The sequence below is a fragment of the Dyadobacter sp. BE31 genome (assembly GCF_031457695.1).
Lineage (GTDB): Bacteria > Bacteroidota > Bacteroidia > Cytophagales > Spirosomataceae > Dyadobacter.
In genome coordinates, this window is record NZ_JAVDXA010000006.1 from 498504 (window position 1) to 524188 (window position 25685).

Annotated in this window: 24 protein-coding genes; 10 read left to right on the forward strand and 14 right to left on the reverse strand. The window is 49.5% G+C overall.

The window, feature by feature from the left end:
* Positions 1-21: 21 nt before the first annotated feature.
* Both J2Y43_RS27700 and folB read left to right on the forward strand, forming a co-directional pair.
* Entirely contained in the window at positions 22-1071 is a 1050-nt protein-coding gene (locus tag J2Y43_RS27700; protein ID WP_309989162.1) for a DivIVA domain-containing protein, read from the forward strand.
* Between the two features lie 9 nt (positions 1072-1080).
* Positions 1081-1431, forward strand: a complete 351-nt coding sequence (gene folB / locus J2Y43_RS27705; protein ID WP_019940367.1) for a dihydroneopterin aldolase — start codon at positions 1081-1083, stop codon at positions 1429-1431.
* Positions 1432-1468: 37 nt separating this feature from the next.
* On the opposite strand, the gene J2Y43_RS27710 is transcribed toward folB, so the two are convergent.
* The 12 genes from J2Y43_RS27710 to J2Y43_RS27765 form a co-directional block, all read right to left on the reverse strand.
* Positions 1469-2725, reverse strand: a complete 1257-nt coding sequence (locus tag J2Y43_RS27710) for a saccharopine dehydrogenase family protein (RefSeq protein ID WP_309990283.1) — start codon at positions 2723-2725, stop codon at positions 1469-1471.
* Positions 2726-2728: 3 nt separating this feature from the next.
* A complete protein-coding gene (locus tag J2Y43_RS27715; protein ID WP_309989159.1) occupies positions 2729-3919 on the reverse strand; it encodes a PQQ-dependent sugar dehydrogenase in 1191 nt (396 codons plus the stop codon).
* Positions 3920-3982: 63 nt separating this feature from the next.
* Positions 3983-5347, reverse strand: coding sequence for an alkaline phosphatase family protein (locus J2Y43_RS27720; RefSeq protein ID WP_309989156.1), 1365 nt, complete (start codon positions 5345-5347; stop codon positions 3983-3985).
* On the reverse strand, positions 5340-6542 hold the full coding sequence (gene eboE / locus J2Y43_RS27725) for a metabolite traffic protein EboE (protein ID WP_309989153.1): 1203 nt from the start codon (positions 6540-6542) through the stop codon (positions 5340-5342). Before eboE ends, J2Y43_RS27720 begins: the two co-directional genes overlap by 8 nt.
* On the reverse strand, positions 6539-7699 hold the full coding sequence (locus J2Y43_RS27730; protein ID WP_309989150.1) for a 3-dehydroquinate synthase: 1161 nt from the start codon (positions 7697-7699) through the stop codon (positions 6539-6541). Before J2Y43_RS27730 ends, eboE begins: the two co-directional genes overlap by 4 nt.
* A 216-nt stretch (positions 7700-7915) precedes the next feature.
* On the reverse strand, positions 7916-8785 hold the full coding sequence (gene eboC / locus J2Y43_RS27735) for a UbiA-like protein EboC (RefSeq protein ID WP_309989147.1): 870 nt from the start codon (positions 8783-8785) through the stop codon (positions 7916-7918).
* Between the two features lies 1 nt (position 8786).
* Entirely contained in the window at positions 8787-9815 is a 1029-nt protein-coding gene (locus J2Y43_RS27740; RefSeq protein WP_309989144.1) for a TatD family hydrolase, read from the reverse strand.
* A 4-nt stretch (positions 9816-9819) separates the two neighbouring features.
* Positions 9820-10668, reverse strand: a complete 849-nt coding sequence (locus J2Y43_RS27745; RefSeq protein WP_309989140.1) for an EboA domain-containing protein — start codon at positions 10666-10668, stop codon at positions 9820-9822.
* Positions 10669-10866: 198 nt separating this feature from the next.
* Positions 10867-11496, reverse strand: a complete 630-nt coding sequence (locus J2Y43_RS27750) for an MgtC/SapB family protein (protein WP_309989137.1) — start codon at positions 11494-11496, stop codon at positions 10867-10869.
* Positions 11497-11572: 76 nt separating this feature from the next.
* Positions 11573-11974: a DUF5618 family protein gene (locus tag J2Y43_RS27755; protein WP_309989134.1), complete on the reverse strand. Its 402-nt coding sequence runs from the start codon at positions 11972-11974 to the stop codon at positions 11573-11575.
* Between the two features lie 60 nt (positions 11975-12034).
* Entirely contained in the window at positions 12035-12439 is a 405-nt protein-coding gene (locus J2Y43_RS27760; protein WP_309989131.1) for a DUF5618 family protein, read from the reverse strand.
* Between the two features lie 225 nt (positions 12440-12664).
* Entirely contained in the window at positions 12665-13957 is a 1293-nt protein-coding gene (locus J2Y43_RS27765; RefSeq protein WP_309989127.1) for an aminopeptidase P family protein, read from the reverse strand.
* A gap of 165 nt (positions 13958-14122) precedes the next feature.
* Between J2Y43_RS27765 and J2Y43_RS27770 the strand changes: the two genes are divergently transcribed.
* Positions 14123-15649 carry a S8 family serine peptidase gene (locus J2Y43_RS27770; protein ID WP_409014497.1) on the forward strand — a complete coding sequence of 509 codons (1527 nt, stop codon included), beginning with the start codon at positions 14123-14125 and terminating at the stop codon, positions 15647-15649.
* 2 nt (positions 15650-15651) lie between these two features.
* On the opposite strand, the gene J2Y43_RS27775 is transcribed toward J2Y43_RS27770, so the two are convergent.
* Positions 15652-17247, reverse strand: coding sequence for a Na+/H+ antiporter (locus J2Y43_RS27775; protein WP_309989121.1), 1596 nt, complete (start codon positions 17245-17247; stop codon positions 15652-15654).
* 256 nt (positions 17248-17503) lie between these two features.
* On the opposite strand from J2Y43_RS27775, the gene J2Y43_RS27780 reads away from it, so the two are divergent.
* The 6 genes from J2Y43_RS27780 (at position 17504) to J2Y43_RS27805 (ending at position 23758) form a co-directional block, all read left to right on the forward strand.
* Entirely contained in the window at positions 17504-18763 is a 1260-nt protein-coding gene (locus J2Y43_RS27780) for a Gfo/Idh/MocA family protein (protein ID WP_409014504.1), read from the forward strand.
* A 39-nt stretch (positions 18764-18802) separates the two neighbouring features.
* Entirely contained in the window at positions 18803-19714 is a 912-nt protein-coding gene (locus J2Y43_RS27785; protein WP_309989117.1) for a sugar phosphate isomerase/epimerase family protein, read from the forward strand.
* Positions 19715-19834: 120 nt separating this feature from the next.
* On the forward strand, positions 19835-20416 hold the full coding sequence (locus J2Y43_RS27790) for a Crp/Fnr family transcriptional regulator (protein WP_309989113.1): 582 nt from the start codon (positions 19835-19837) through the stop codon (positions 20414-20416).
* Between the two features lie 90 nt (positions 20417-20506).
* A complete protein-coding gene (locus J2Y43_RS27795; RefSeq protein WP_309989110.1) occupies positions 20507-21175 on the forward strand; it encodes a hypothetical protein in 669 nt (222 codons plus the stop codon).
* A 172-nt stretch (positions 21176-21347) separates the two neighbouring features.
* Positions 21348-22301, forward strand: a complete 954-nt coding sequence (locus J2Y43_RS27800; protein ID WP_309989107.1) for a hypothetical protein — start codon at positions 21348-21350, stop codon at positions 22299-22301.
* Between the two features lie 116 nt (positions 22302-22417).
* Positions 22418-23758: a C10 family peptidase gene (locus J2Y43_RS27805; protein WP_309989105.1), complete on the forward strand. Its 1341-nt coding sequence runs from the start codon at positions 22418-22420 to the stop codon at positions 23756-23758.
* A 43-nt stretch (positions 23759-23801) separates the two neighbouring features.
* Here J2Y43_RS27805 and J2Y43_RS27810 read toward each other — a convergent pair whose 3' ends face one another.
* The gene (locus J2Y43_RS27810) at positions 23802-24281 is read right to left on the reverse strand and encodes a hypothetical protein (RefSeq protein ID WP_309989103.1); all 480 of its coding nucleotides are present in this window, start codon (positions 24279-24281) and stop codon (positions 23802-23804) included.
* A 135-nt stretch (positions 24282-24416) separates the two neighbouring features.
* Here J2Y43_RS27810 and J2Y43_RS27815 point away from each other — a divergent pair, with 135 nt between their 5' ends.
* Entirely contained in the window at positions 24417-25652 is a 1236-nt protein-coding gene (locus J2Y43_RS27815) for a nucleoside recognition domain-containing protein (RefSeq protein ID WP_309989100.1), read from the forward strand.
* The last annotated feature ends 33 nt before the right edge of the window (positions 25653-25685 follow it).

Below are 25685 nucleotides of genomic sequence, written 5' to 3' on the forward strand. Positions count from 1 at the left end.
CATCAAAGCATAGAATGCATCATGAAAATATCCGCTATAGAGATACGCAAGCACACTTTTGAAAAGATTTTCAGAGGTTATGACCCGGACGAAGTAGATGCTTTCCTGAACTCTTTGTCTCAGGAATGGGAGCGGTATTCAAGCGAAAACAACTTGCTGAAGATGCAGCTGGAATACGCGGAGAAGGAATTGGCGAAGTTGAAAGATATCGAATCAACCTTATTCAGAACCTTAAAAGCAGCCGAAGATACCAGCAAGTTAATCGAGAAAGAAGCCAACGAAAATGCGGAAAAAAGAATAGAAGAATCACGCGTCGCGGCGAATGACCTGGTAACCGAAGCGGAGCAGCGTACAAGCCAGATTATCAAGCAAACGGAGGACAGGCTGGCTAAATTTAAGGAGGATTTTGCACAGGAAGTGAAGATTCAGGAACGTGATTTCCGGGCGATCGAAAACTTCCGCGATAACCTCATTGTGCAGCTTAGTTCACTGGCGAACAGCGCCCTCGAAACCGTCGAACGTTTCGAGCAGAAATATGATAAAGAATCGGTCCTCAACAAAATGGAGGACATTAAAAAACATATCGCGGAGATCGAAATCCCGAAGAAGCCGCTATACCAGGCGCCGGTAAGGATTGAAGTGGAAGAGAAACCGGTAGAGTCGCCAGCCGAGCCGGAAGTGGAAGTGGTGTTGCAGGACGATAAGCCGGAATTGGTATTTGAAGTGGCGGAGGAACAAGAGCCAGAGCCGGAACCTGTTTTTGAAATAGATCCCGAACTCCCCGGAGTTGAGCCGGAAGAAGAAATTCAGGCTGTTGCCCCGGTAGTTACGGAAGTCCCCGAACCCGAGCCTGCACCCGTTCCCGAACCGGAGCCGGTTCGCGAAGAGCCCGTTGCTTACAACAGGCCAAGACAAACTCAGAGGACTGCCGCCGACGAGGCCGAAGAGGTGTTGGCAGAAATGCACAAGGTGGCAGAGAAGGCCAGGGATTCTTCGGCGGGTATCAACCGGCCGAGAGAAAGCAGCCCGCCGAAGAAATCAGGCGGCGGTTCATTTTTTGACCAAATCTAATAACCACCATTGGGAACGATCAGTCTCGAAGGACTCGAGTTTTTTGCATACCACGGCTACTACCCCGAAGAACAACGTATCGGAAATAAATATGCCCTGGACATTACGATTACCACCGACTTTTTCCGTGCCGCGCAGCACGACAAGCTGAGTGAGACCGTCAATTATGAAACCATTTACCAGCTCACGGCGAAGGTCATGAAAGAGCCGGCCAAGCTTTTGGAACACATTGGTTTTAATGTAATTGAAAAGATCCGGGAGCATTACCCGACGGTCGAGAAGGTGACGGTGAAAGTTTCGAAGTTCAATCCGCCAATAGGAGGGGTTTGCACCCGGGCGGTGATAACAATGGAAGGATAACAAAAGAGGCGGTTCTGAAACCGCCTCTTTGCATTTATCAATATTCGTGGGGAAGCTCGATGTTCACCGCCTCGTGCCATGGCAAGCCGTGGATGTTCAGCAGCTCCATGAAAGGATCCGGATTCAGTTCTTCTACATTATAAACTCCGGGCTTCATCCATTCGTCGTTGGTGAGCATCAGCATGGCGCCGATCATCGCCGGAACGCCCGTGGTGTAGCTCACTGCCTGAGCGCGTACTTCGCGGTAGCATTCGGCGTGGTCGCAGTTGTTCCAAACGTAGTAAGTTTTCTCTTCACCGTCTTTGATACCCTTGATCTGGCAGCCGATGGAAGTTTGGCCTGAATAATTCTCGCCCAAAGTGTCGGGAGCCGGCAATACCGCTTTCAGGAATTCGAGGGGAACGATGTCAATACCGTTGAATTTGATCGGTTTGATGCTCGTCATACCGACGTTTTCCAGCACATTCAAATGCGTAATGTAAGCCTGGCCGAAAGTCATCCAGAAACGTGCGCGTTTCAGGGTAGGGAAGTTCTTTACAAGTGATTCGAGTTCTTCGTGGTAAAGCACGTAGCTCTCTTTGGGCCCGATGCCCGGGTAATCGATCGGTTTATGGATGCTCATCGCGGGGATTTCGACCCATTCGCCGTTTTCCCAATAGCGGCCCGGCTGGGTGATCTCGCGGATGTTGATTTCTGGATTGAAGTTGGTGGCGAATGCTTTTCCGTGGTCGCCTGCGTTACAGTCGATAATGTCCAGGTAATGCATTTCGTCGAACTGATGCTTGGCAGCGAACGCGGTGAAAACCTGCGTAGCGCCCGGGTCGAAACCGCAGCCCAGTACGGCCATCAGTCCTGCCTCCTTGAAGCGCTCCTGGTATGCCCATTGCCAGCTGTATTCGAATTTCGCAACGTCTTTGGGTTCGTAATTGGCGGTATCGAGGTAATGCACGCCGGTTTCGAGGCAGGCATCCATGATCGTCAGATCCTGGTAAGGCAGCGCTACGTTGATGAGCACTTTGGGCTGGAAACGTTTGATGAGCAAAACCGTTTCTGCCACGATGTCGGCATCCACCTGTGCGGTCTGGATATCAACCCCATGCATTTCCTTGATTTCGGCTGCTATTTTATCACATTTCGCCTTGGTGCGGCTGGCGAGCATTATTTCGGTGAAAACATTGCTGTTCAATGCGCATTTGTGTGCCACAACACTACCGACACCACCTGCGCCAATGATAAGAACCTTGGACATTTTAATAGTTTTAAATTTCCGGCAAAGATAGGACGACCGGTTAATTTTTCAATTTAAATTTCCGTTAACCACCTTCATCACTTTGCCTGCGCCGTAGTTCAAATAGTACACTTCGCCCTTGATATCCTGCCCGAAAGACGAAATATTACCCTTGCCTTCCAGGATGAGCGTGTTGGATTTGCGGACGTCGCCGTCGAGTTCGAGCGCCCATATGCGCCCGCTCACGTAATCGCCGTAGATGTACTTGCCCGCGAGCGCGGGAATGGCCGAGCCGCGGTACACATACCCGCCGGTAATGGAGCGATCGCCGTTGTCCTGGCTGTAATCATGCACAGGTTCGATGAGACCTTGTACATTACAATTGGACGAAGGATTGTAGCAGTTAATGCCCTCTTTCAAACGCCAACCGTAGTTACCGCCTTTAGTAATAATGTCGATTTCCTCCCGTTCGTTCTGGCCGACATCACCTGCGAAAAGTTTACCGGTAGTGCTATCAAAGCTGATGCGCCACGGATTGCGGAGACCGTAGGCGTAGATTTCGGGTAAATTTCCGGTGGTGCCAGTTGCATAGGGATTGTCGGCGGGGATGCTGTAATTCCCTTTCACCGTGCCATTCACATCCACGCGAAGGATTTTGCCTAAATAGCTTTTCAAATTCTGTGCATTGTTCTGCGGGTCGCCGCCGCTGCCGCCGTCACCGGTGGCAATATAGAGGTAACCGTCTTTCCCGAATTGCAGCGAGCCGCCATTGTGGTTATCGTAGGGTTGATTAAATGTAAAAAGAATGGCTTCGCTATTTGGATCGGCTTGGGTGGTGCTGGTTGCTTTGTAGCGTGCTATCACCGTTTTCAAAGGTGTGCCAGATGTGTAATTGACGAAGAAATAGCCATTGGTCTTAAAATCAGGATGGAAAGCAAGACCTAGCAACCCACGCTCGCCGCCGGACCTTACCTTGCTTTTAATATCGAGGAAAGTTGAACTGGCAGAGACATTTGCCGCATTGGAAAACACCTTAATAACCCCGCCCTGCTCGACGACGAAGAACCGGCTGCTATCACCCGGCGCCTGCACGAGATCTACCGGCTGGCTGAATGTTAATGCCTGAAAAATGTCTTTGGAATCGATTGTATTTTCGGGAAGCTCGGAATCCTCGGGCGTTTTGGGGGCATCGGATTTGCAGGCAAAAACTGCCATTGCGAATGCCAGCGGAACGAGCGTGAGGCGAAGGATGGCTTTCATGAGGTCGTAGTAGTAAGTTTCTAAGACAACGTCATGAAAGCCTATTTGTTTTTGGAAATGGTTTTAAATCAGGTGTTTCCATATCACATCATACACATCTACGGCTTCCAGTTCTTGCTTTTCGGTCGCCTGGTCGGTGATGATGATCGGGTAGTATTCTTTGGGAATGTTAATGCCGCCGTGGGACCCTTTTACTAATGTGGCATCAAGTGGAATGACGTCCATTAAGTATCTGAAACCAAGCAGTTTTCGCGCCAGTTTGTAGCCTGCTCGCAGCTTGATCAACGGATTTTTGGGATCCATAAACATTTCCACAGGATCGTAACCCGGCTTACGGTGAATGTCTACCAAATGCGCGTAGTCCGGTGCTTTCGCATCGTCGAGCCAGTAGTAGTAAGTAAACCAGCTATCCGGTTTCGCAACGACTACGATGTCCCCAGAGCGCTGATGATCGATATGGTATTCCTTTTGCGCTTCTTTATCGAGAACGAGGTCGATACCCGGTGTTTTTTTCAAAACCTGCATGACCCGTTCTTTCACGGAAGGATCATTCAGGTAAACGTGGGCGATCTGGTGATCGGAAACCGCGAATGCTTTGGAAATACCTGCATCTAGCAACTCGTACCAGCGTTCGTTACGCACGGAAATCAGTCCTTCGTTTCGGAGAATGCGATTGATGTGGATTGGGTTATTTACTGCATTAATACCATATTCCGAAAGCAGAATGATCTTCGCATTACGTGCTTCGTAAAACTGAATGAGGTCTTTTACCACTTCATCGATCTCATTCAGCTCCTTGCTGATCTTCGAGAAATCCGGGCCGAATTTTTGCAAACAATAATCCAGATGCGGCAGGTAAATCAGTGTCAGCGTGGGATTATGCTTTTTCTCGACTGACATAGAAGCATCAGCAATCCAGCGGGTGGATTTGATATTTGCATTCGGTCCCCAAAAATTGAAGAGCGGGAACTGGCCGAGTTCGGCTTGCAATTCGTCGCGAAGTTCGGGGGGATAGGAGTAGCAATCGGGCGCTTTCACACCATCGGCATGGTATTGTGGGCGTGGTGTCACCGACCAGTCGGCGGTAGAGTACATGTTATACCACCAGAACATCTTCGAAACCGTGAAATTCGGGTCCTGTTTTCTTGCATTATCCCAAATTTTATTGCCTTGCACGAGTTTGTTCGATTGTTTCCAAAACTTCACTTCCGAATCCTCACGATCGTACCAGCCATTGCCGACGATGCCGTTCTCCGCAGGCCATTTGCCCGTCACATAGGTACTTTGCGAAGTAGTGGTAACGGCCGGAAGCACTGGTTTAATGGGCGTCAAATGCCGTTTTTTGACATAAGCATCCAGGAACGGCGTATGCTCGCCGATCAGGTTGGCGCTTAGTCCTACAATATCTATAACTACGGTTTTATTCATAATTCAAAACTTTCTTCACCCATTCGAGCTCGCGAACGATGGATTCGCCGATCGGCTTCTGCATATCTTCCGGCAGCACGCCCCAGGTGTAGGTTTCGACTTCGAGATAGGCCGAGAAGGGCGCTTCTTTTTGCAATGCCAATGTCTGCACAATATCTCCCTGAGTTGAATCGAGCACGCCGTAGGTATTCACAAACAGTGGAACGTGAAAATGCACGCGCCATTCCTCGTGGGTTTCGTCCCAGTCGGTCAAAGTCTCTTTGAGATCGGGGTAATGGGTGAAATGGCCGTCGTCGTGGCGGGCTACCACCTGGTGGAGGTATACCGGCTCATCGAAAGTCTCGATAGCCTTGCGTTTAATTTCCCGTTCGTTGGCGTAATTGACTTTCAAAGCCGAGCTCACCTGAATGCGGCCGACTTGAATGCCGTATTCATTCAAGGAGTCGAGGATATCTTCCGGTTTCTCAAATCCTACCGCCGCGTGGCAAATGTCGTAGCACAATTGGATGTGTTTCAAGATCAGCGCCTGCGCCGCTTCACCGTCGATTCCGTATTTTTCCACCAGATAAATAGTGCCTTTCGGAAGAAGGAGATTGGTATACCAGGTTACAAAATCTTCGGTATTATCCAGAATGCCGTCCGGTTCGGGCTCAATATCCAAATGAAGGAACTTGCCGGTTTCCTTTTCAATGCGGATCAGTTCATCGAGGAGTTCGAGAATGTGATCAGTCGCTTTTTCGGTGGCTTGCAACTTGTCCGCTTCGGTTTTCCACCAAAGTCTGTATGATAATGGAGGAGTTGAAACGCCGCCATGCATATCGGCAGGCAGTAATGCGGCCAGGATGTTGAAAAGGCGTTTGGTATAAGTGAGGCGGTCGGCGGTCGTCCAGTCGGGCGTGTGCACGTCGTCCTTCACACGGGTGTTGTGGAAGCCGCCGTAAGGGAAGCCGTTGATCACAAACACATACACATTTTGCGCATCGAGCCAGTTTTTGAACTCGGCCAGCACTTCCGGCTTGCTCAGCTCGATGGACGCTTCATTTGCAACACGCAGCCCCAGCCCGAAAGGCTTACCAGGCGCTAGTTGTTCGCGGATATAAGGAATGCTTTCTCGCAGCGACCGGAAATGCTCGTCCCACTTTTCACCGGGATGGATGTTGCTGCAATAGGTAAGGTGTCCGTAAGGCGTGATCATGCAGGGATAATTTTGGAACTTTCGAGGTAATCCACCGACTGTGCGATGATGTCGGCGTCCAGTTCATGCACTTCCACTCCTTTTCCAATCTTTTCCAACAGCATGATGGTAAGCCTCCCGCCCAGGTGCTCGCGGAATTCCTGCAAGCCGTTGCGGAGGTTGATTTTATCGTTTTCAGCCAGTTTGGAATGGTATAATTCAAAACCAACTTTGGTCAACACGTCGATAATGCGGTGCAGGTCGCTCTCTGCCAGCATACCTATTTTATGGGCATACACACAGTCCAATGCAATGCCGATTGCCACCGCTTCGCCGTGACGGACTTCAAAATTCGTCAGGAATTCGAGCTTATGCGCGGCCCAGTGACCGAAATCCAACGGGCGTGAAGAGCCGAATTCAAACGGATCGCCGCCGGCAATGTGGTCGGTATGCATTTCGGCGCAACGGTGGATGAGGTAAGCCATCGCCTCTTCATCGCGGTTGGCGAGTGCCGTTGCGTGTTCTTCAATCCATTCGAAAAATGCCTGGTCTTTGATCAATGCCACTTTCACGGCTTCTGCTAAACCGCCGCGCCAGTCGCGGTCGTCGAGTGTGCGCAGGAAGGTGAGGTCGTTGAAAACGGCCACCGGCGGTGCGAATGTACCGAGGAAGTTCTTTTTACCGTGGAAGTTAATGCTGTTCTTAACCCCCACACCTGAATCGTTTTGGGCTAAAACGGTCGTCGGAATGCGGATCAGCTTGATACCCCGGTGCGAAACCGCGGCCGCATAACCCACGAGGTCGAGCACGGCGCCACCGCCGATGCCGATCACAAATGAATGGCGGTCGATCCCGAAAACGTCGACGGCTTCCACAAGCTTGTCGAACTGGGTAGGGTCATTTTTGCAAGCCTCTCCGCCCGGCACCGAAATGATTTCGGGTGCGAGCTGGATGTGCGTCACATTTTGTGCGAAATAGGCGCGGATATTGTTTTTCAAATCCGGCTGCGTCTGTTCAAACCCCTCGTCCACGATCACCAGGGCCTTGCGTTGAAAGCCCTGCTCGGTATATTCTTGAAAAAAATCTTTCAGTAACGGGTTCTGGGTGTCAAAAAGGTGTTGGGTGAAGAATACGGCATAGTTGTATTCCACCTGGAAACGTTGTTTTATGGTTTGCATTGAATCTGGCATTACACGCAAAATGGGTATTTAACATTAAAACGTTTGAAAGCACTATCCGTTCAAACGCAGCTCAAAATCATTGATATAAAGACTAAAATTAACAGGTTTTCCCCGTCCCACCATCGTCCAATTTATTTATTAGCCGGAAGCCACCTTCTTCGATCCTTGCGCGACAACCCTTCCTCCATCCTCCTTACTCCCTTTCTACCTTAATCAAGTAACCGCAAACGCCTTCGCCAAATACATCGAAAGCGGCAGCAATGCGAGCACTGCAATGGCAATAGGTAGCAGGCCAAAAGCCGCGCACCAGGAAGCATTCATCACAATGAGAGAAATTACCCCTGCTTTCACCGCCTTACCAATCAGCGGACCAATGGGATTTTGCATGGCATTCCAAAGCGGCCGGAAAATGAACCAGGCGTGCAGCAATACAAATGGAATAGTAAACAGCAGATTACCCTTTCCTTGCGCGATCGTCAACTGCGCCGCAAGCACAGCGAGGTAAAGGAATGCGGCGATATACAAGGTGCGTTTCTTGCCGCCATGCACTTCATCCTGGCTGATGAGGGTGATTGCGCCGATGTACATGATCGGGAAAATGGCAATGAATGCCCATTGCTGAAAAGATTCGGGTAATACGCTCATGCCGAGGATCAGGTTGCCGCCCCGGCACATCCCCATGACGAGCGGGCCGAAGAATACGTGATGTTTGGCAAAACGGTTATACAAAACCGTCAGCATCGCGACTACCACGGCAATCATCCCGCTTTGCAAGCTGAATGCACCCGCCGCGATAATGCCCAGCAGTAATAGCGAAATACCCATCGTAGCAGCCTGCGCCAGCGGCACTTTCCCACTTGGAATAGGCCGCTCAGGCCGCTCGATGGCGTCGAGTTTGGCATCGAAAACATCGTTCATCACCACGCCGCCGCCGTACAGGCCCAGCGTGGAAATGACCAGTAATGCGGGTGAAAAATCCGAAAACGTAAACTGCGCGATGGCCATACCAGCCAGGATGTCCGCAATGGCGGTTACCAGGTTGGCCGGGCGCGTCAGCTGCAAATAAGGTTTGAGGCTGCTCACTTTAATTGATCACTAAAAAGTCTTTCACCGGAGCAGGCTGCTGGCCGCCTCTCAGAATGCTGTTACCATGGAATTTCTCCGTTTGGTCGACTGCGTATCCCGATTCGAAATCGGTCACGTCGATCTGCCCGCTCTTGCCGAATGCGTCGATCGCATTCTGGTAAGTGACGAGCCGGATCGTTTCATCCGAAATGCCCCGCATTTTCATCAATGCGGCCGTTTTCGGGATTGCCAGCGGATCGGAAATGCCCCAGTCGGCGGCGGAGTTGATCATAATGCGTTCAGGACCATATTGTTCCACCACTTTCACCATCCTTTCATTCCCCATTTTGGTAAAAGGATAAATGGTAAATGCTGCCCAGAAACCCTGGTCGAGCACGCTCTTTACGGTTTCTTCATTGTTGTGGTCCACGATCACCCACGACGGATCGATGCCGTGTTCCAATGCAATGGCCATACTGCGCTCCGTACCTTTCTTCTTGTCGCGGTGCGGCGTGTGAATCTGCACAGGCAGTTTCGCTTCTTTCGCGAGTTCCAGTTGCAGGCGGTAATATTTTTCCTCTGCGGGTGTCTGGTCGTCGAAACCGATTTCTCCAACGCCTACCACGCCTTCTTTATAAATGTATAATGGCAGGATTTCCATTACCTGTTCCGCCAGCGGCTCGTTATTGGCTTCGCGGGAGTTCAGGCCCATGGTGCAGTAGTGTTTTATTCCAAACTGTGAGGAGCGGAATCGTTCCCATCCTACCAGGCTGCTGTAATAATCCTTGAATGTCGATAAACCCGTCCGCGGCTGTCCTACCCAGAATGCGGGTTCGATGAGCGCCACGATGCCGGCCTGGTTCATGGCCTGGTAATCGTCCGTTGTGCGGGAAACCATGTGGATATGTGGGTCGAAAAACCGCATTCCTTTGATGAGATCTTTGTAGTCGTTCCAGGCGATGTCGCGGTGCGCAGGGGCCTGGTTCGCTTCTTCGCTGTCTTCGAAATGCGAAGGGTTCGGGGTTATTTCTGTATGATTAGCGCACATAATGTCAATGTTCAAGGTCGGCCCAGGTCAATGCGCCGGATTTTACTGATTTTTCGAGATCGGTATATTTTGCCAAAAGGTAATTGGCTGCCGGGAGCGTCGCCTCGCCACAAGCCAATGCGGCCGCCTGACGGTCTTCTTCTTTTTCCGAATCAAACAAATGCTGCATATCGGCTAGCAATGCGGTGTTCAGGTACTTGCCTGTGAGCCGCCACACCTGCGCAGGCACGCTACGTCCGGCCGCCCAGCGCTCGTGCGCGAAGTCCGAAAGCGTTACGGCCAGCTTTTCGTTCGAGCGGCTTCCCAGGCCTTCTATGAAATGAATAGGCTTGTCGTTGAATATCGTTTTGAGTACCAGCTGGTTCCAGGCCAATTCGCTGAAATATTTTGCCGGGAAAGGGTTGTGCAATGCAATCGCATCGAACACGAAGCCCATATTCGACCGCACGGCATCGGTAGCGCGGAAAAGCCATTGGTCGGGATAGGAAAGCAGCGGTAATGCCGAATACAGCGCCACCAACTCGTTCATTTCCGCCGTGTCGAACAGCGTTTCAATGTTTTTGGTATATGCTTCTTTATCCGACGGGTCGAGTTGCGTGAGCAGCCACACGCGGCTCAGCCTTACGAGTGACCAGCCTTCGACCGAAAAACCAGGTACTTCGAGGTCCAATGCAGCCTTGTCGGTGTCGGAGGTATGGATGATTTTTTTGGATAAAAACCTGGGGGCTGCCACGAAGGCCGTCATCAGGTCGATGGGTGCTGAGATGCCTTTTTGCTGTAACCATCCAGCCTCTTCGGCAGAAGTGTTCGAAGCGATGATCTCCCAGATCTTTTGTTTAATAATATCGGACATAACTGTTGTCTGTGATCCCGTTTACCGGTTTGCGCCGTGTAAATCTTTTGAGGATATGGGTTATTGCTATAATGCCTGTTTTGCAGTATAAAGTTTCCTGTCGGCTATTTATAACGTTATAAAGGTGCTTTTTGGCTCATTTTCGGGCATGATTGATATCAGTTTTAATGAAAAACTAATATCATTTGTAACTGATGGTTAAAAATCAAATTCCAGGATATCCGGGTCGTTGAGCAGGTGATGGGTCAGTTTTTCATGCTTTTTTTCGGAGCCCTGTAACGTCCAGCTGCCGGTAATGTGGGTACCGATGCGGCTCTGCTCGCCGCGGAGTATTTTCAGATCATACTCCTTGAACAGGTTCTCGTAAGTTTTCAGGGTCTTTTTCTGATAAACACACATCAGGCGGTAGTTGCGTATCTGGCTTTTCTGGCGGATAAGCTTCTGTACGGGCGATAAAATGACCAGCGTCATCCCCGAAATCAGGAAGCAACAGATCGTCACCTCATAAAATCCGGCGCCGATGCCCATTCCCACCGCGGCCGTCACCCACACAATCGCCGCCGTCGTAATCCCGACCACCCGGTTGTTCTCCCTGAAAATGATCCCCGCACCGATGAAACCGATGCCCGTCACGATATTCGCCGCAATGCGTCCCGCGTCCGAGCTGATTTTAATGGAAAGTATCGTAAAAAGCGTCGACCCCATCGCGATCAATATCAATGTGCGCAACCCGGCCGATTTGCTCCGGTACTCGCGCTCCGCACCGATGATCCCGCCGAGGGTGAAGGAGATCAGTAGTTTGTAAATGTCTTCGGGAAGGAGTTCCATTAAAGTAATTTGTATTCATAAATAAAGCCGGGCAGATGCGGAATCTCCCGGCTTTGTGATAGTACAGTATTATGGATTAGGCTGCCGAACGCAGTTCTACCCAGTCTATGATTATTTCAGCTCGTTGAAAGCCAAGCTTCACGACCTCGGCGTCGCCCACGCCATCGTACGCCATGACGAGGTGTGGTTGTTCGTAGACGGATACGAACGTGTGCAACATTTTTTTATCCTGTTGAGCCAAATTAGACTTGTACCAGTCCACATCCTTTCGCCCCTTGGTTTTCTTGCCGAAATAATGGTCGAGCGCGAAAAGAACACCGGAATAGGCAGTATGCCCAGCCATTTTCACGTACTTGGAATCCTGGTAAAAGCCATCCTCTTTGGCGCCCTTTTCGCGAAGGATTTCCTTTGCATTGTTCAGGTAGCGTTTTGCCTCGGTTACTGCTTCTTGTGCGGAGAGTTCTTGTTTTTTGATCATAGCGTATGTTTGAGGTACATATGTTTTTAGTGTTGTTAGATCCTTGCAGGATTTTCAATTTCACGCGGCCGCTGTTCGCGTTTCGACCCAGTCAATTATACGTTCGGCCTCTCTGAATCCGATTTTGACAACTTCTGCATTCCCTGCACCATCGTATGCCATAACGAGGTGTAGCTGTTCATAAACCGTTTCGAAAGAGTCGAGTATTTTTCGGTCTTCTTTCGAAATGTTGACCCTGTACCAATCCACGTCCTTGCGGCCTTTCGCTTTTTTACCAAAGTAATGGTCTAATGCAAAAAGCACACCGGTATAGGCAGTATGTCCAGCCATTTTTACATACTTCGAATCCCGATAGTGTCCTTCCACTTTTGCACCTTTTTCGCGTAGGATTTCCTTTGCATTGTTCAGGTAGCGTTTAGCCTCGGTTACAGCTTCTTGTGCGGAGAGTTCTTGCTTTTTGATCATAGCGTATGTTTAATTTAAAAGTGTTTTTAATGTTGTTACATCCCTACGGAATTTCCAATTTGAACGGTTTCTACTCTTGCTACCAATGTTCCGTACCTGGCGGCACTCTTTTCTTCATGATTGAATCGCGTTAGCGATGCAACATTGGTAGAAAATAGTAGCGACCAATGTGTTGAAATGCTGTCGGCATGTAACAACAATCAATATCAACAAATTTACAAAGAATCACTTAGCATTCATCCACTCCTCGATCTCCTCCGCTTCCAAGGGAATATGCGCCATCAGATCCACATTTCCGTTTTCGGTAATCAGAATGTCATTCTCCAAACGAATACCTAATCCTTCCTCGCGAATGTAAATACCCGGCTCACAGGTGAAGACCATACCGGCTTCGAACCGGCGGTATTTGTTGCCCACGTCGTGAATATCGAGGCCGAGGAAGTGGGAGGTTCCGTGGGGGAAATACTTTTTGTACGCAGGCAGGTCGGGGTCCTGCTTTTCGATGTCTTCTTTGGTGATGAGGCCCAGACCGATGAGCTCGCTTTCCATAATGCGGCCGATTTCCTGGTGGTATTCATCCCAGACGTTGCCGGGCACGAGGAGGCCTTTGGCGGCTTTGAAAACGCGAAGCACCGCATCGTACACATCGCGTTGGCGTTTTGTGAAGCGGCCGTTTACCGGAATACTACGCGTGAGGTCGGCGCCGTAGTTGGCGTATTCGGCGGCTACATCGAGCAGGAGGATGTCGCCGTCCTTGCAAATCTGGTCGTTTTGAATGTAATGCAGCACGCAGGCATTCGCACCGGATGCGATGATCGGCTGGTAGGAGAAGCCTTTCGAGCGGTTGCGGACGAATTCATGAAGGAGCTCGGCCTCGATCTCGAATTCATGGACGCCGGGTTTGACGAATTTCAATACCCTTTCAAAACCCTGCTTGGTAATATCACAGGCCTTTTGAAGCAATGCGATTTCCTCCGGCTGCTTCACTGCCCGCAGCTGGTGCATTAGTGGCGCCAGGCGCACGAGATTGTGCAATGGGTAGCGGTTTTTGAAATCCACAATAAACCTTGCGTCGCGCGACTGCACGTATGAGTCGTTGCGCGTGTGTTCGTTGGTGTTCAGATACACATTTTCAGCCTCGAAAACGATGTTGCCGAAAACCGTTTCGAACTGGTGCGTCCAGTATATGCTCTGAATGCCAGTAGCTACGCGGGCCTGCTCCCTGGTCAGTTTTTCCCCTTCCCAAACGGCGATGGTTTCGTTGGTTTCGCGGAGAAAAAGTACCTCGCGGAACTTCGGATCGGGGTGATCGGGGAAGATGAGCAGGATAGTTTCCTCCTGGTCGACGCCGGTGAGGTAGAACAGGTCGCTGTTTTGTTTGAAACCCATTGTGCCGTCCGCATTGGTAGGCATAATGTCGTTGGCGTTAAGAATCGCCAGTGATTTCGGTTTGAGTAAAGTCGTCAAACGGCGTCTGTTTTCAACAAATAGCTTTTGGTCGATGGGGGAATATCGCATGTCTGTATTTTTTCGGATCCGGTAATTTAATTTGTAAAATTACGTTTATCTTGTTCAAAAATTCTAAACATCCGTCTCTGAGCAGAATAGCGTGAGGACGCTTAAATGCCGTTTTGGAAGTTACATTATACCAAATTGATTAAGAATACCTAACTAATGCCGTTGATGAGAAGATTGCTTTTGCTTGCGTTTGTATTGGTGCCGTTGGTGTTGTCTGCAAGCCCGAAATATTGGATTTATCTGAAAAATAAAGACCTGACCACAAGCCCTGCTGTTTCGGCGCTGACGCTGGAAAACCGGCAGAAATTGGGCCTGGCACTTTCAGATGAAACCGATTTACCGGTAAAAAAAGAATATGAAGCAGCATTGCGGCAGCAGTCGGTGAATATCATCAATCGCTCCAAATGGCTGAATGCGGTTTCGGCCAATCTTACAAGCGAGCAGGCGATGAAAGTAAGGGAGCTGGATTTTGTGGCCGATGTGGTGATGATCGATCCGGGTTTTTACATCGCACGCACGCAGCCGATCGAAAAGGCGCAAATGGCGCCCGTGATGTCGCAGGTACAGGCCAATGCATTTTTGAAAGAAAATATCACCGCCAAAGACGTGACGATCGGTGTAATCGATGCCGGTTTCTACGGCGCAGACTCTTCCCTTTCGCTTTCACAGGTTTTTTCCAATAAAAGAATATTAGGCATCCGGGACTACGTGAAACCGGGCCGTCCGGGTGACTTGCTGTTCAGCACCGCCGAATCATTCTCCGATATGCACGGTACCGAAGTGCTTGCGGCTATTTCAGGGATTGATTACCAGGATCAGGTGCAATATGGTATGGCTACCAATGCGAAGTTCTACCTCGCCCGCACCGACTATTCGATGCGCGAGTACCGTGGCGAAGAGGACAACTGGATCGCCGCGATGGAATGGATGGACAGCCTCGGCGTGCGTTTGATCAATACTTCATTGGGTTATGCCAAAGGCTTCTCCGACCCGAAAGAGAACTATCAGCCATCGCAAATGGACGGCAAAACCAGCGCTATCAGCAAAGCCGCGCAGATTGCTTCCGATAAAAAAGGCATTATGATCATCGTTTCCGCCGGTAATGAGGGCGACGACAAAAGCTGGGGCATTGTTTCCGCTCCTGCCGACGCGAAAGGCGTACTTTCGGTAGGTGCTACCAATGGCAAGCTTTGGAACCGCATTGGGTACAGCAGCGTCGGGCCGGAGTTTCTGTCCTATGTGAAACCGAATGTTTCGTGCTTCTCGCTGTACGGAACGTCGCTTTCTGCCCCTGTCATTACCGGTTTTGCTGCATGTCTGCTTCAAGCTAATCCACAGCTTTCGAACAAAGAACTCATTTCACTGATCGAAAAATCGTCGCATTTGTATCCTTACGGCAATAATTATGTGGGTTACGGCGTGCCGCAAGCTTCACGCGCGTTGGCGCTGGCGAAGGCTCCCTATTTGCCTAACAACTCCAAGCTGGTAACCGCCAAAGGCCGTACTTGCGAGGTAGATGTAACGAGCCAGGATCCGATGGTTGCTATTTACCGCAAGAAAAACGAAAAGGACGTGATCGCGCAGCAGGTAGCAAAGGTTCAAAACGGCAAAGTGTCGCTCAAACGCCAGAATAACGAGAAATTCACGACCATCGACCTTCGGGATTACGTGGTGGAAGTGGAGTGGAATTAGCACTAAGGTGACCTGCGGAGCCTTGCTTCTTCGAGATCGAGTTCGTGTTCTTTGGTCTTGATGAGCTCGTTGGAGCAAGTTCTCTCCTGTCTCAATTTCAGGATTTCCTCCCTTTTTACTTCAATAATTTCCAGCAGCATCTTGCGGTATTTGCGCACATGGCTTACTGATTTGCTGTCTTCGGAATGAAGCAGTTTGTAATCCGCCATTTCGACAATTTTCTCATATCGGTCTTTCAATAGCCGGAATGGTTCGAAATCCTGTATCTCACCTTCATAATTAGATTTCATGTAATCGAGGCTCACTGTTGCCAGTCGGGAGTTTATCAACGCATTCTCCTTTTCCAGGCTATCGCCGTCGTCTTCGATTTTAAGCCATTTGATCAAATAGGGCAGGCTCAGTCCCTGGAACACCAGCGTGAAAAGAATCACCACGAACGTGATAAACAAGAACAGGTCGCGGTGCGGAAATGCCTTTCCATTCATCAAAAGTGGAATAGCCAATGCAGATGCCAGCGACACCACGCCGCGCATCCCGCTCCAAGCAACGATAAATACCGGCTGCCAGCCGGGCCTTGCCTCTTTTTGGCGGATGGATTTGAAAAGGATCCGCGGAATGTAGGTACTGGGAAAAACCCAGATAATGCGGATCAGGATTGTAACAATGCTGATAATGACGGCGTAGGTCACCACTTCGGTGATGGTGTATTCATGCAGCCCATCCATCACTTCCGGTAGTTGCAGCCCGATCAGGATAAATACAATGCCATTCAGAAGGAAAACCACCGTTTGCCAGACATAATTGGTCTGCATTCGCGACTGGTAGGTAAACAGCTCGTGCGCACGGAAGCTCAGGAAGAGCCCGCCGCTCACCACGGCCAGTACACCCGAATAATGGAAATGCTCGGCCGCGATATACATCAAATAGGGTGAAATGAATGTAAGCGCCGTATCGATGCTCGGGGTAGTCGGGAAAAAACGATGAACCACGTACAGCACATGCGCGATAGCCAATCCGATGAGGATACCCATGATGGCGACCATCAGGAAGTCCGCGCCTGCTTTCCAGAGTACAAAATTGCCAGTTTCGATCGTCGCCAGCGCCACACGAAATACAATGAGTGATGAAGCATCGTTGACAAGACTTTCACCTTCGAGGATCGTAACGACGCGCTTAGGGACTTTAAGTCCGTGTAAAACGGAAGTAGCTGCCACGGCGTCGGGCGGTGAGATAATGCCGCCCAGCACGAAGCCCATCGCCAGTGAGAAACCCGGAATGAGCGCGTGGCTGATGTAGGCAATGGCGGTGGCCGTAAATACAACCAGCCCGATGGACAGCAGCCCGATTGCACGCCGGGATGCCCAGAAGTCTTTCCAGGAAGTATTCCAGGCGGCTTCATAAAGCAGTGGAGGCAGGAAGATCAGAAACACCCAGTCGGGTTCGAGCTGGATGTGGGGCATGCCGGGGACTACGCCGATCAGCAAGCCGGCGATGACCAGGAAGATCGGGTAGGAGATGCCGATTTTTTCGCTCAGCATCGTGAGCATCGAAACCACAAAAAGGAGTGATATTATAAGCAGTAAATTCTCAAGGACCATATTCAGGAAACGGAAGTTCGGGGATATAAAACTATATAAATTGTATTATTAACATGTAATAACTTTTGTGTGTGGTCGAGCACGCAAATGGAAATTTTGGTTTATATTAGCAGGAAATATTGAGGTTTTGCATTAACTTTAATGCCTTTAAGATCCTGTATCACTGGCATAATCAACAGAAAATTCAATAAAAACAGTCATTCCATCACCTAATCCTTAATTGACAATGAGTACTTCTCGGAGAGATGTTTTGAAAATGGCGGGAGTTGCATTGGCAGGTAGCACATTGCCGACCTTTGCGATTCTGAACCCCAATCGCGCTTTTGCAGGCGTAAATGCCGATACCCTCAAAGTAGGTTTGATCGGTTGCGGCGGCCGTGGCTCCGGTGCTGCCAACCAGGCTTTGAAAGCCGACCCGAACGTGGTGTTGTGGGCAATGGGCGACATTTTCAAAGACAAAATGGACGCGTCGCTTGAAAACCTTACCAAAGTGCACGGCCCGAAAGTGAAAGTGGATGAAGGTCGTAAGTTCATTGGTTTCGACGCTTTCAAAAAAGTGCTGGACTCAGGTGTGGATGTAGTGTTGCTCGCTACGCCTCCCCACTTCCGTCCCGAGCACCTCACTGCCGCTATCAATGCAGGTAAGCACGTGTTCTGCGAAAAACCTGTGGCGGTTGACGCTCCCGGTGTTCGCAAAGTGCTGGACGCAGCGAAATTGGCAAAACAAAAGAATGTGTCACTGATGTCGGGCTTCTGCTGGCGTTACCATGAGCCGAAACGTGCGAGCTTTGCGCGTATCCTCGATGGCGCAGTGGGCGACATTACAGCTATCTATAACACTTACGACACCGGTACACTGTGGTCGTTCCCACGTGTTTCGGGCTGGACAGACGCTGAATACGTATTGCGTAACTGGACTTACTACACCTGGCTCGCGGGTGACCACATCGTGGAGCAGGCCGTACACAGCATCGACATGATGGCTTGGGCAATGGGTGGAAAGCTGCCGGTTTCAGCGGTAGGTACAGGCGGCCGTCAGGTTCGTACCGATTCGTTGTTCGGTAACATCTTCGACCACTTCTCGGTTGTTTACGATTACGACAACGGCGTGAAAGGTTTCCACCACTCACGTCAGCAGGCCAACTGCGAAAACAGCTACCTCGTACAAACACTCGGTACCAAAGGAAGCGCGATGGTGAACTGTGCTCGTAACGTACACGAAATCACCGGTGCGAACCCTTGGAAATACGAAGGTGTACAAAACGATATGTACCAGACAGAGCACAACGAACTGTTTGCGTCTATCCGTAGCGGTAAGCTGATCAACGATGGTGAGTTCATGGCACACAGCACATTGACCGCCATCATGGGTAGAATGGCTGCCTACACCGGCAAGCGCATTACCTGGAACGAGGCATTGAACTCTACCGAGAAGCTGGGCCCTGATACTTACAGCTTTGACATGAAACCACCGGTTGTAGAGGTGGCCAAACCAGGTATCACTGCATTCTCCTGATACCTTATGCAAAGAAGAGATTTCTTAAAAAACACCGCCATGGCAGCATCTGCCGTGGCGGTGGGCTCTTCGGTGCTGGCTGGCACCGAAGCAACTGCTGCTATGCCTGCTGCGGCCGGGTCGCCGGTCGCCGGATCCCCGGCGGCACGTCCGATGGTGAAGAAAAGCCTTAAATGGGGCATGGTGAAAGAAGATTTGTCGATCATGGACAAATTCAAACTCCTGAAAGACCTCGGCTACGACGGTGTCGAACTCGACTCGCCCGACAAGCTGGATATGAAGGAAGTATTGGCCGCGCGCGACAAAACGGGCCTTGAATTGCCCGGAACCGTGAATTCGATGCACTGGAAGCTCCCATTGTCGGACCCGGATCCAAAAAAACGCGAGGAATGCGTCAAATCCATCGAAAAAGCATTGTACGATACCAAGCAATACGGCGGGACTACTGTTCTCGTGGTACCAGGCGTTGTGAATGCGAATGTGACATATGCGGAAGCATACGAGCGCTCGCAGGCAGAAATCCGCAAGCTGTTGCCGGTTTGTGAAAAAACAGGTGTCAAAATCGCGTTCGAGAACGTTTGGAACCAGTTTTTGCTGAGCCCGCTCGAAGCAGCCCGTTATGTGGATGAGTTCAAACATCCGATGGTAGGCTGGTATTTCGATGTTGGTAACGTGCTCCGTTACAGCTGGCCTGTCTCGTGGATCGAAGCATTGAACAAGCGCATTCTCAAACTGGATTTGAAAGAATTCAGCTTCAAAAAACAGAACGACCTCGGTCTCTGGAAAGGCTTCGACGTGGAGTTCATGGAGGGCGATTGCAATTGGTCCGAAGTGAACAAGGCGTTGCAGAAAGTCGGCTATTCGGGCTGGGCTTCCGCAGAAGTTTCCGGTGGCGATCGCAAACGTTTATTGACTATCCGTGAGAAGATGGATCTCGTATTTAATGCATAATTACACTTCTTACAAATGCGAAAAGGGCCCGGGTAACCGGGCTTTTTTTGTGCCTTGTTTGTAGTATAGAAATGTGACCGGAATTGATCAACTTGCGACTATATCAACACACTATATCATATGTATTACGAATTCATATCCTCCCTGAATGAGATCCTGCCTGTCGAAGACCAAACAAGGGTACTGTTTCAGCAAAAACTTAAAATTGTGAAAGTTCCGAAAGGGCGGGTGCTGTTATCCGACGGTGAAACATGTGACAAGCTCTGGTACCTGCAATCGGGCCTTGTGCGCGGCTACCATTTCGCAGCCGACGGCCAGGGCAATTTCCGCGACGTTACCGACTGGTTCGCCAGCGAGGGGGATTTCTTCCACGCAGCTGACAGTTTCTTAAGGCAGCTCCCTTCTCGTGAATGTATTGAGACGCTGGAACCCTCCGTACTCATTTACATTACCAGGGCTGACCTCTACGAGCTATATATGAATCATCCCCAGGCCTGTTGCATTGGCCGCATCATCGCCGAGCGCCTGTTGCTGACCCACCAGGACCTGCTCCGCGACATGCGTACGCTTTCCGCGCCCGAAAAGCTGGAATCGTTCCGTACGCGCTCGGGCGAACTCTTCAACCGCGTACCTCAAAAGTACATCGCCTCCTACCTCGGCATCTCTGAAAACTACGTCAGCAAGCTCAAATCAAGGCCCTGAATTTTCTTCCTTTTTGTAGGTTCGTTCCTTCCTTATCCCAGAATGGGTGTGGTTTGTACTCATTTTATTTGTATAAAAAATATAAATAATATGAAGAACACATGCTACTTAGTTATGATGGCCTTTTTGGGGCTCGTTGGTTCAATGCAAAGCGCTCATTGTCAGGAGCAAAAGAAGCCTCCGGAAGGTATTTCTAATAACCATGCTAGTACGGATTACCGGTGGGACGTTAGCCTGGATGTGTTTCGCGCGATAGCGGCCAGTCAGGCTCACGTGACTCTTAGGTATGCATCTAAAAAGGGGCGAGGAGCGTTCCGTGCGACCATTAATACACTAAACTGGTTTGCAGACAAAGACGCTTCAAAAATGAATTCCGATTCGGGTTATTCGGTGACTTTTGACAGTCGCCATGAAATGGAGAGTTTTTCAACCTCATTCGGCATCGGCTATGAATGGAGGAGGAATCTTCGGGTAGGACAGTTCTTTCATGGAGTAGATACGGAAATCGACTGTTTCAACAACTATAAAAACACTACTGGAATTCTTCCTTCGTCCAGCCTGGCAGTGGCTGTTGCGCCGTTTTGTGGTTATAAGTATCAAATCTCCAAGCGCTTGTCGGCTTCGGTAGAAAGCAACCTTTACATCAATCATCGCTGGTCCAAGGGCAAAAGTCTGGATGGAGAAGTCACATCAAAGAGCCATCGTTACGGATTCGCACTGAGTCCTCTGAGCAAGCTAAATTTTACTTTTCACTTTTAAACACAACACTATGAAAACTATGAAACTAAGTCTTTGTATTGCATTTGTATTTTGTCAGATTGGATTGTCAATGATGGCAAATGGGCAATCGGTAACTATCAATTGCGGCCTTCCCAACAACACGTGTTCCTACGCACTTCCGAATAATACGGAACACACCTATTCTATCGCAATGAGTTCGTTTGCAAAATGTAACAATGGTAAAGACTGCAAGTACAAATGGGAAGTAACAAATGGTCTTATTGTAGGAATTCCTGCTGCAAGTCCATCCATACTTGAAGCTAATGCAAAGGATCAAATTAAGGTCGTATGGAACAATACCAATGGAAATGGTACGATCAAAGTTACATCAGGTCAACCCAGCGCTGGTGATCAGGGATGTTCGGAATGTCCCGTCGGCCTGACGCAAACCAAAACCATCCCCATCCGCTACTTAGGCACGCCCGGCAACATCAAAATCAACGGTGTCGCACAAAGCGGAAGTTACCAAGTCAATTGCGGCACGGCACCGATCAATGTCGCGGTAGATCCGGTAACGAATGCAACCAACTACGTTTGGACTTATCCTCCGGGTTGGACGCTTTCGGGAAGCGGGAATATCGTAACGCTCACGCCGAATGCGGGTTCAGGCGGCGTGATCAAAGTCACGACTTCGAGAAATGATGTGCCTGGTTTGACAACCTCTTCGCAATTGACTATCACAAGGCCGGTTCCATCTAAACCCGTCATCAATTCACCGGATATCTTGCTTTGCAATCCCCAGACGATAACCGCAACGGCCAGCAACGCTACAAGCTACAACTGGGTAGCCACCGGCGGCATTACCGCTAACTCGCCCGGCAATACCAATTCTGCACAAATTACGGGTGTCCCGGATGGTACCGTGAAGGTTTCTGCTACTTCATCGGTATGTGGAGTAACCTCAGCTTTCAGCACACCTATCAATGTAAAGAGAAGTGCCCCGCAGCCCGCTTCATTATTGGTAACTGCCAATGGCGGTGGTTCTCCCGACTTCATGTGCAACGGCGCGGGCGTCATGCTCAACGCGTATACGGCAGAGCCGGGAACGCAGTTTGGAATATGGACTTGCAGCGATCCTGCTACCGGACCCTCTCATACCACCTGAATTTTCTTCCTTTTTGTAGGTCCGATCCTTCCTTTTCCCAGAATGGCTGTGGTTTGTTCTTATTTTATTTGTACAAAAAAGTATAAATAAATTTCTAACAAAATCGTCACACTATTATGAGAAAGAATTTAAGCAAAGGACTATCGATTCTTACACTAGTTCTCGCGTTTTTGGCTTGCGATAAAGAAAATAACTTGAATGTGGCAGATCGGTCGCCAAGTTTTCTGCAAAAGAAATTCTTTGTCAGTAAGAGCGAAGCACTGGCATTGGTTGAAACTTTGCAGCGAAACAGGAGGACCACGGAGACAAACGGTAAAGAAGTAAACGACATAGCGACTTTCACCGATCGAGCGGGAACAGCAATTTTTTACGTCATCAATTTCAAAGATAATAAAGGACACCTGCTTCTTTCAGCCGACAAGCGTATGAAACCTGTGCTAGCATTCTCGGATACGGGAATCTTTGATTTAGAAACGGATAATCCGGGAGTTCAGTTATGGAAGGATTTTATCGCCGAACATGCAGCAGGCATTCGGGGTAAAACCGAGGCCAATATCGATATTATCAATGAATGGAGGCAGTTTGAAGTTGGTCAGGGGCCGGGTTTCAAAACAGCAGATCAGCCAGTCTGGACACCAGAGGCAAGTTGTGAGTATTTCGTAACACATCCGATTCCAGCTAATGTGACTATTGCGCATTTGACACATAATGTGGCTCAATGGGGGCAGGGGAAGGGATACAATGCGCATTGCCCGAACGGGATTGTTGTTCCCAATTGCACGAAATCGGGTGCATTCCCATGTAGTAAGGCGCTTGTTGGATGTGGGCCATTAGCGATAGGGGAAGTTTTAAAATACCATCATCGTGCTGTAACTATTGAAGGCACTAATTACACGGCTGCCATGTTTAATGGAATGCCTCCTAAGCAGTCCGATGACTGTGCTCCTTTGGACAATACTGTGAATGGAAATTTAGCGCATCTGCTCAGGGATATAGGCAAAGCCACTGGAGCAATTTATAATACAGTCATACCGGCTTTAGGCATACCGATGTCGGGTTCGGGTTGCCAGACATGGATGGAACCAGGCAAGACTGACGACTTTTTCGCGGCACGTGGCTTTACATCTTATGATCTGGATTTTTTTAATCCGGCCAACCAGGCAACGATTAAGAGTCAGTTACTGGCGCAGCGACCGGTCATCGTTTATGGGGCGAATTGTAGTGTTTGCTTAGCTAATATGCATGTTTGGGTAATTGATGGCATACAGGATTTACATGCTATTTTCCAGGATCAGAATGGATATTGCTATGAGTATACCAGCTGCTATTATCAAATGAACTGGGGATGGGACGGAGGCCCGCAAAATAACACCTGGTTTACTTACGACAATATTGTGGGAGATGGGATACTTTACAACAGCTCTAATATGAAGGCTTACATAGTAATACCAAATTAATATCCGATCGGAAGCCAGGCCGTGTTGCCCGGCTTCCGAAAAATCACTTACTCACCTTATACCGCGCCCTCGCGTAATACTTCAAAGTTGAAATCTTCAACTGCTTGTCCTTCAGAGCAATCAGCTTATACTCCTTAAATTCCCCTTGCTTGTCCAGAAAACCGACGATACAGGATTCCTTCTGAGGGCCTTTACGGATCTCCACTTTGGGCATGATACCGAAATTGGGGATGGTAAGCGTGTCTTCCGCTTCCTGCACCATGTATTCGATCTTCATCAGGAATTTGAAGGTCTCTTTCGTTTCGTAAATATCCACGGCCAGGCGCCAGTCGTTGAGTTCGTCCTTCACCTTTTCGCTGTAACTCGCGATCGGGCTGTTTTCTACTTTGTCGCGGGTGAGCGGGATGGTGTCGTTGATGGCTTTGGTGGGTTCGCCGCTGTTCGAGGCTGCGGTTTCATCGTTGTTTTTAGGTTTGTTGCAGCACAATAGTGCCAAAAGGAGTAAAAAGCTGTAATGCTTCATGGAAAATCGTTGAGGTTTGTTGATAGGTCTACCTGTTTGCAATATACCTTTGTTATTTGCATTAAAAGAAATATTTTACTCAATGCATTATAAACAAATCATTACTAATCCCGCCTTGGCACTCCTGAATCTGATATGGCTTTAAATTATATTTTCGTTTCCTTTTTCGTCATCGCCTTTGTGATAGCATTCGTGCAATTCATTTTCACGGGTGATGTGCAAACCTTTAAAGCCATTACGGAAGGGATGCTCAAAATGGCCGAAACGGCTGTAATGGATATTGCACTGCCGCTCACGGGTGTGATGACATTCTTTCTGGGTATTCTCAATGTGGGTGAAAGAGCCGGGATTATCCACGTGATCGCCCGCTTTATAGGCCCGTTTTTCAATAAACTTTTCCCCGAAGTTCCCAAAGATCACCCGGCGAACGGCCAGATGATCATGAATTTCTCCGCTAACTTTCTTGGGCTCGATAATGCGGCTACACCGTTCGGTTTGAAGGCGATGCAAAGCCTGCAAGAGCTCAACCCGAGCAAGGATACCGCGTCGAATGCGCAGATTATGTTCCTGGTACTGCATACCTCGGGGTTACAGATTATCCCGCTGTCGATCATCGCCCAACGTGCGATCCTCGGTGCAGAAAGCCCCTCGGACGTGTTCATTCCGTGCGTCGTGGGTACGTACGTGACCACGGTCGTGAGTATGATCATCACGGCAACCTGGCAGAAGATCAATCTCTTCAACCGGACGGTAATGCTCGGGCTCGGCAGTGTGACGGCGATGATCGCATTGATATTATGGTACTTATCCGGCTTGCCGAAGGAGCAGATCGAAACGATTTCGATCCTGGCCGGAAACTCGGTGTTGCTGTTTGTGGTAGCGGCGTTTTTAGGTTGGGGGATGTTTAAAAAAGTAAATGTTTTCGAAGCATTCATTGAAGGTGCAAAAGGCGGGTTCACCACTTCGGTAACGATTATCCCGTATCTGGTGGGCTTGCTGGTGGCGATCAGCGCATTCCGCAGCTGCGGGGCGATGGACTATATGATCGACGGTTTGAAATGGGCATTTGCCTCAACAGGCATGAATACCGACTTTACCGACGCCCTACCGGTTGCGCTCATGAAGCCCCTGAGCGGCAGCGGCGCGCGCGCGCTCATGATCGACGCGATGAAGGAATTCGGCCCCGATTCGTTTGTGGGAAGGCTGGTGTGTATTTTCCAGGGATCGGCCGATACGACGCTATATATTGTTGCACTTTACTTCGGGTCCGTTGGGATCAAAAACACAAGATACGCTATTGTGGCAGGTCTCATCGCCGATTTGATAGGCGTAGTCGCCGGAATTTGGCTCGGTTACCTGTTTTTCCACTGATCCCGAAGCATCCGGGATAAATCGCCCTTTACC

Coding starts and splice junctions, on each gene's coding strand:
- J2Y43_RS27785 (WP_309989117.1), top strand. CDS start 18,803: ATGGCAGCATCTGCCGTGGCGGTGGGCTCTTCGGTGCTGGCTGGCACC.
- J2Y43_RS27755 (WP_309989134.1), bottom strand. CDS start 11,974: ATGATCAAAAAACAAGAACTCTCCGCACAAGAAGCAGTAACCGAGGCA.
- J2Y43_RS27760 (WP_309989131.1), bottom strand. CDS start 12,439: ATGATCAAAAAGCAAGAACTCTCCGCACAAGAAGCTGTAACCGAGGCT.
- J2Y43_RS27805 (WP_309989105.1), top strand. CDS start 22,418: ATGAGAAAGAATTTAAGCAAAGGACTATCGATTCTTACACTAGTTCTC.
- eboE (WP_309989153.1), bottom strand. CDS start 6,542: ATGATCACGCCTTACGGACACCTTACCTATTGCAGCAACATCCATCCC.
- J2Y43_RS27745 (WP_309989140.1), bottom strand. CDS start 10,668: ATGTCCGATATTATTAAACAAAAGATCTGGGAGATCATCGCTTCGAAC.
- J2Y43_RS27810 (WP_309989103.1), bottom strand. CDS start 24,281: ATGAAGCATTACAGCTTTTTACTCCTTTTGGCACTATTGTGCTGCAAC.
- J2Y43_RS27780 (WP_409014504.1), top strand. CDS start 17,504: ATGGCGGGAGTTGCATTGGCAGGTAGCACATTGCCGACCTTTGCGATT.
- J2Y43_RS27765 (WP_309989127.1), bottom strand. CDS start 13,957: ATGCGATATTCCCCCATCGACCAAAAGCTATTTGTTGAAAACAGACGC.
- J2Y43_RS27775 (WP_309989121.1), bottom strand. CDS start 17,247: ATGGTCCTTGAGAATTTACTGCTTATAATATCACTCCTTTTTGTGGTT.
- J2Y43_RS27795 (WP_309989110.1), top strand. CDS start 20,507: ATGAAGAACACATGCTACTTAGTTATGATGGCCTTTTTGGGGCTCGTT.
- J2Y43_RS27815 (WP_309989100.1), top strand. CDS start 24,417: ATGGCTTTAAATTATATTTTCGTTTCCTTTTTCGTCATCGCCTTTGTG.
- J2Y43_RS27720 (WP_309989156.1), bottom strand. CDS start 5,347: ATGAATAAAACCGTAGTTATAGATATTGTAGGACTAAGCGCCAACCTG.
- J2Y43_RS27715 (WP_309989159.1), bottom strand. CDS start 3,919: ATGAAAGCCATCCTTCGCCTCACGCTCGTTCCGCTGGCATTCGCAATG.
- J2Y43_RS27790 (WP_309989113.1), top strand. CDS start 19,835: ATGTATTACGAATTCATATCCTCCCTGAATGAGATCCTGCCTGTCGAA.
- J2Y43_RS27750 (WP_309989137.1), bottom strand. CDS start 11,496: ATGGAACTCCTTCCCGAAGACATTTACAAACTACTGATCTCCTTCACC.
- J2Y43_RS27740 (WP_309989144.1), bottom strand. CDS start 9,815: ATGTGCGCTAATCATACAGAAATAACCCCGAACCCTTCGCATTTCGAA.
- J2Y43_RS27800 (WP_309989107.1), top strand. CDS start 21,348: ATGAGTTCGTTTGCAAAATGTAACAATGGTAAAGACTGCAAGTACAAA.
- J2Y43_RS27730 (WP_309989150.1), bottom strand. CDS start 7,699: ATGCAAACCATAAAACAACGTTTCCAGGTGGAATACAACTATGCCGTA.
- J2Y43_RS27700 (WP_309989162.1), top strand. CDS start 22: ATGAAAATATCCGCTATAGAGATACGCAAGCACACTTTTGAAAAGATT.
- J2Y43_RS27770 (WP_409014497.1), top strand. CDS start 14,123: ATGAGAAGATTGCTTTTGCTTGCGTTTGTATTGGTGCCGTTGGTGTTG.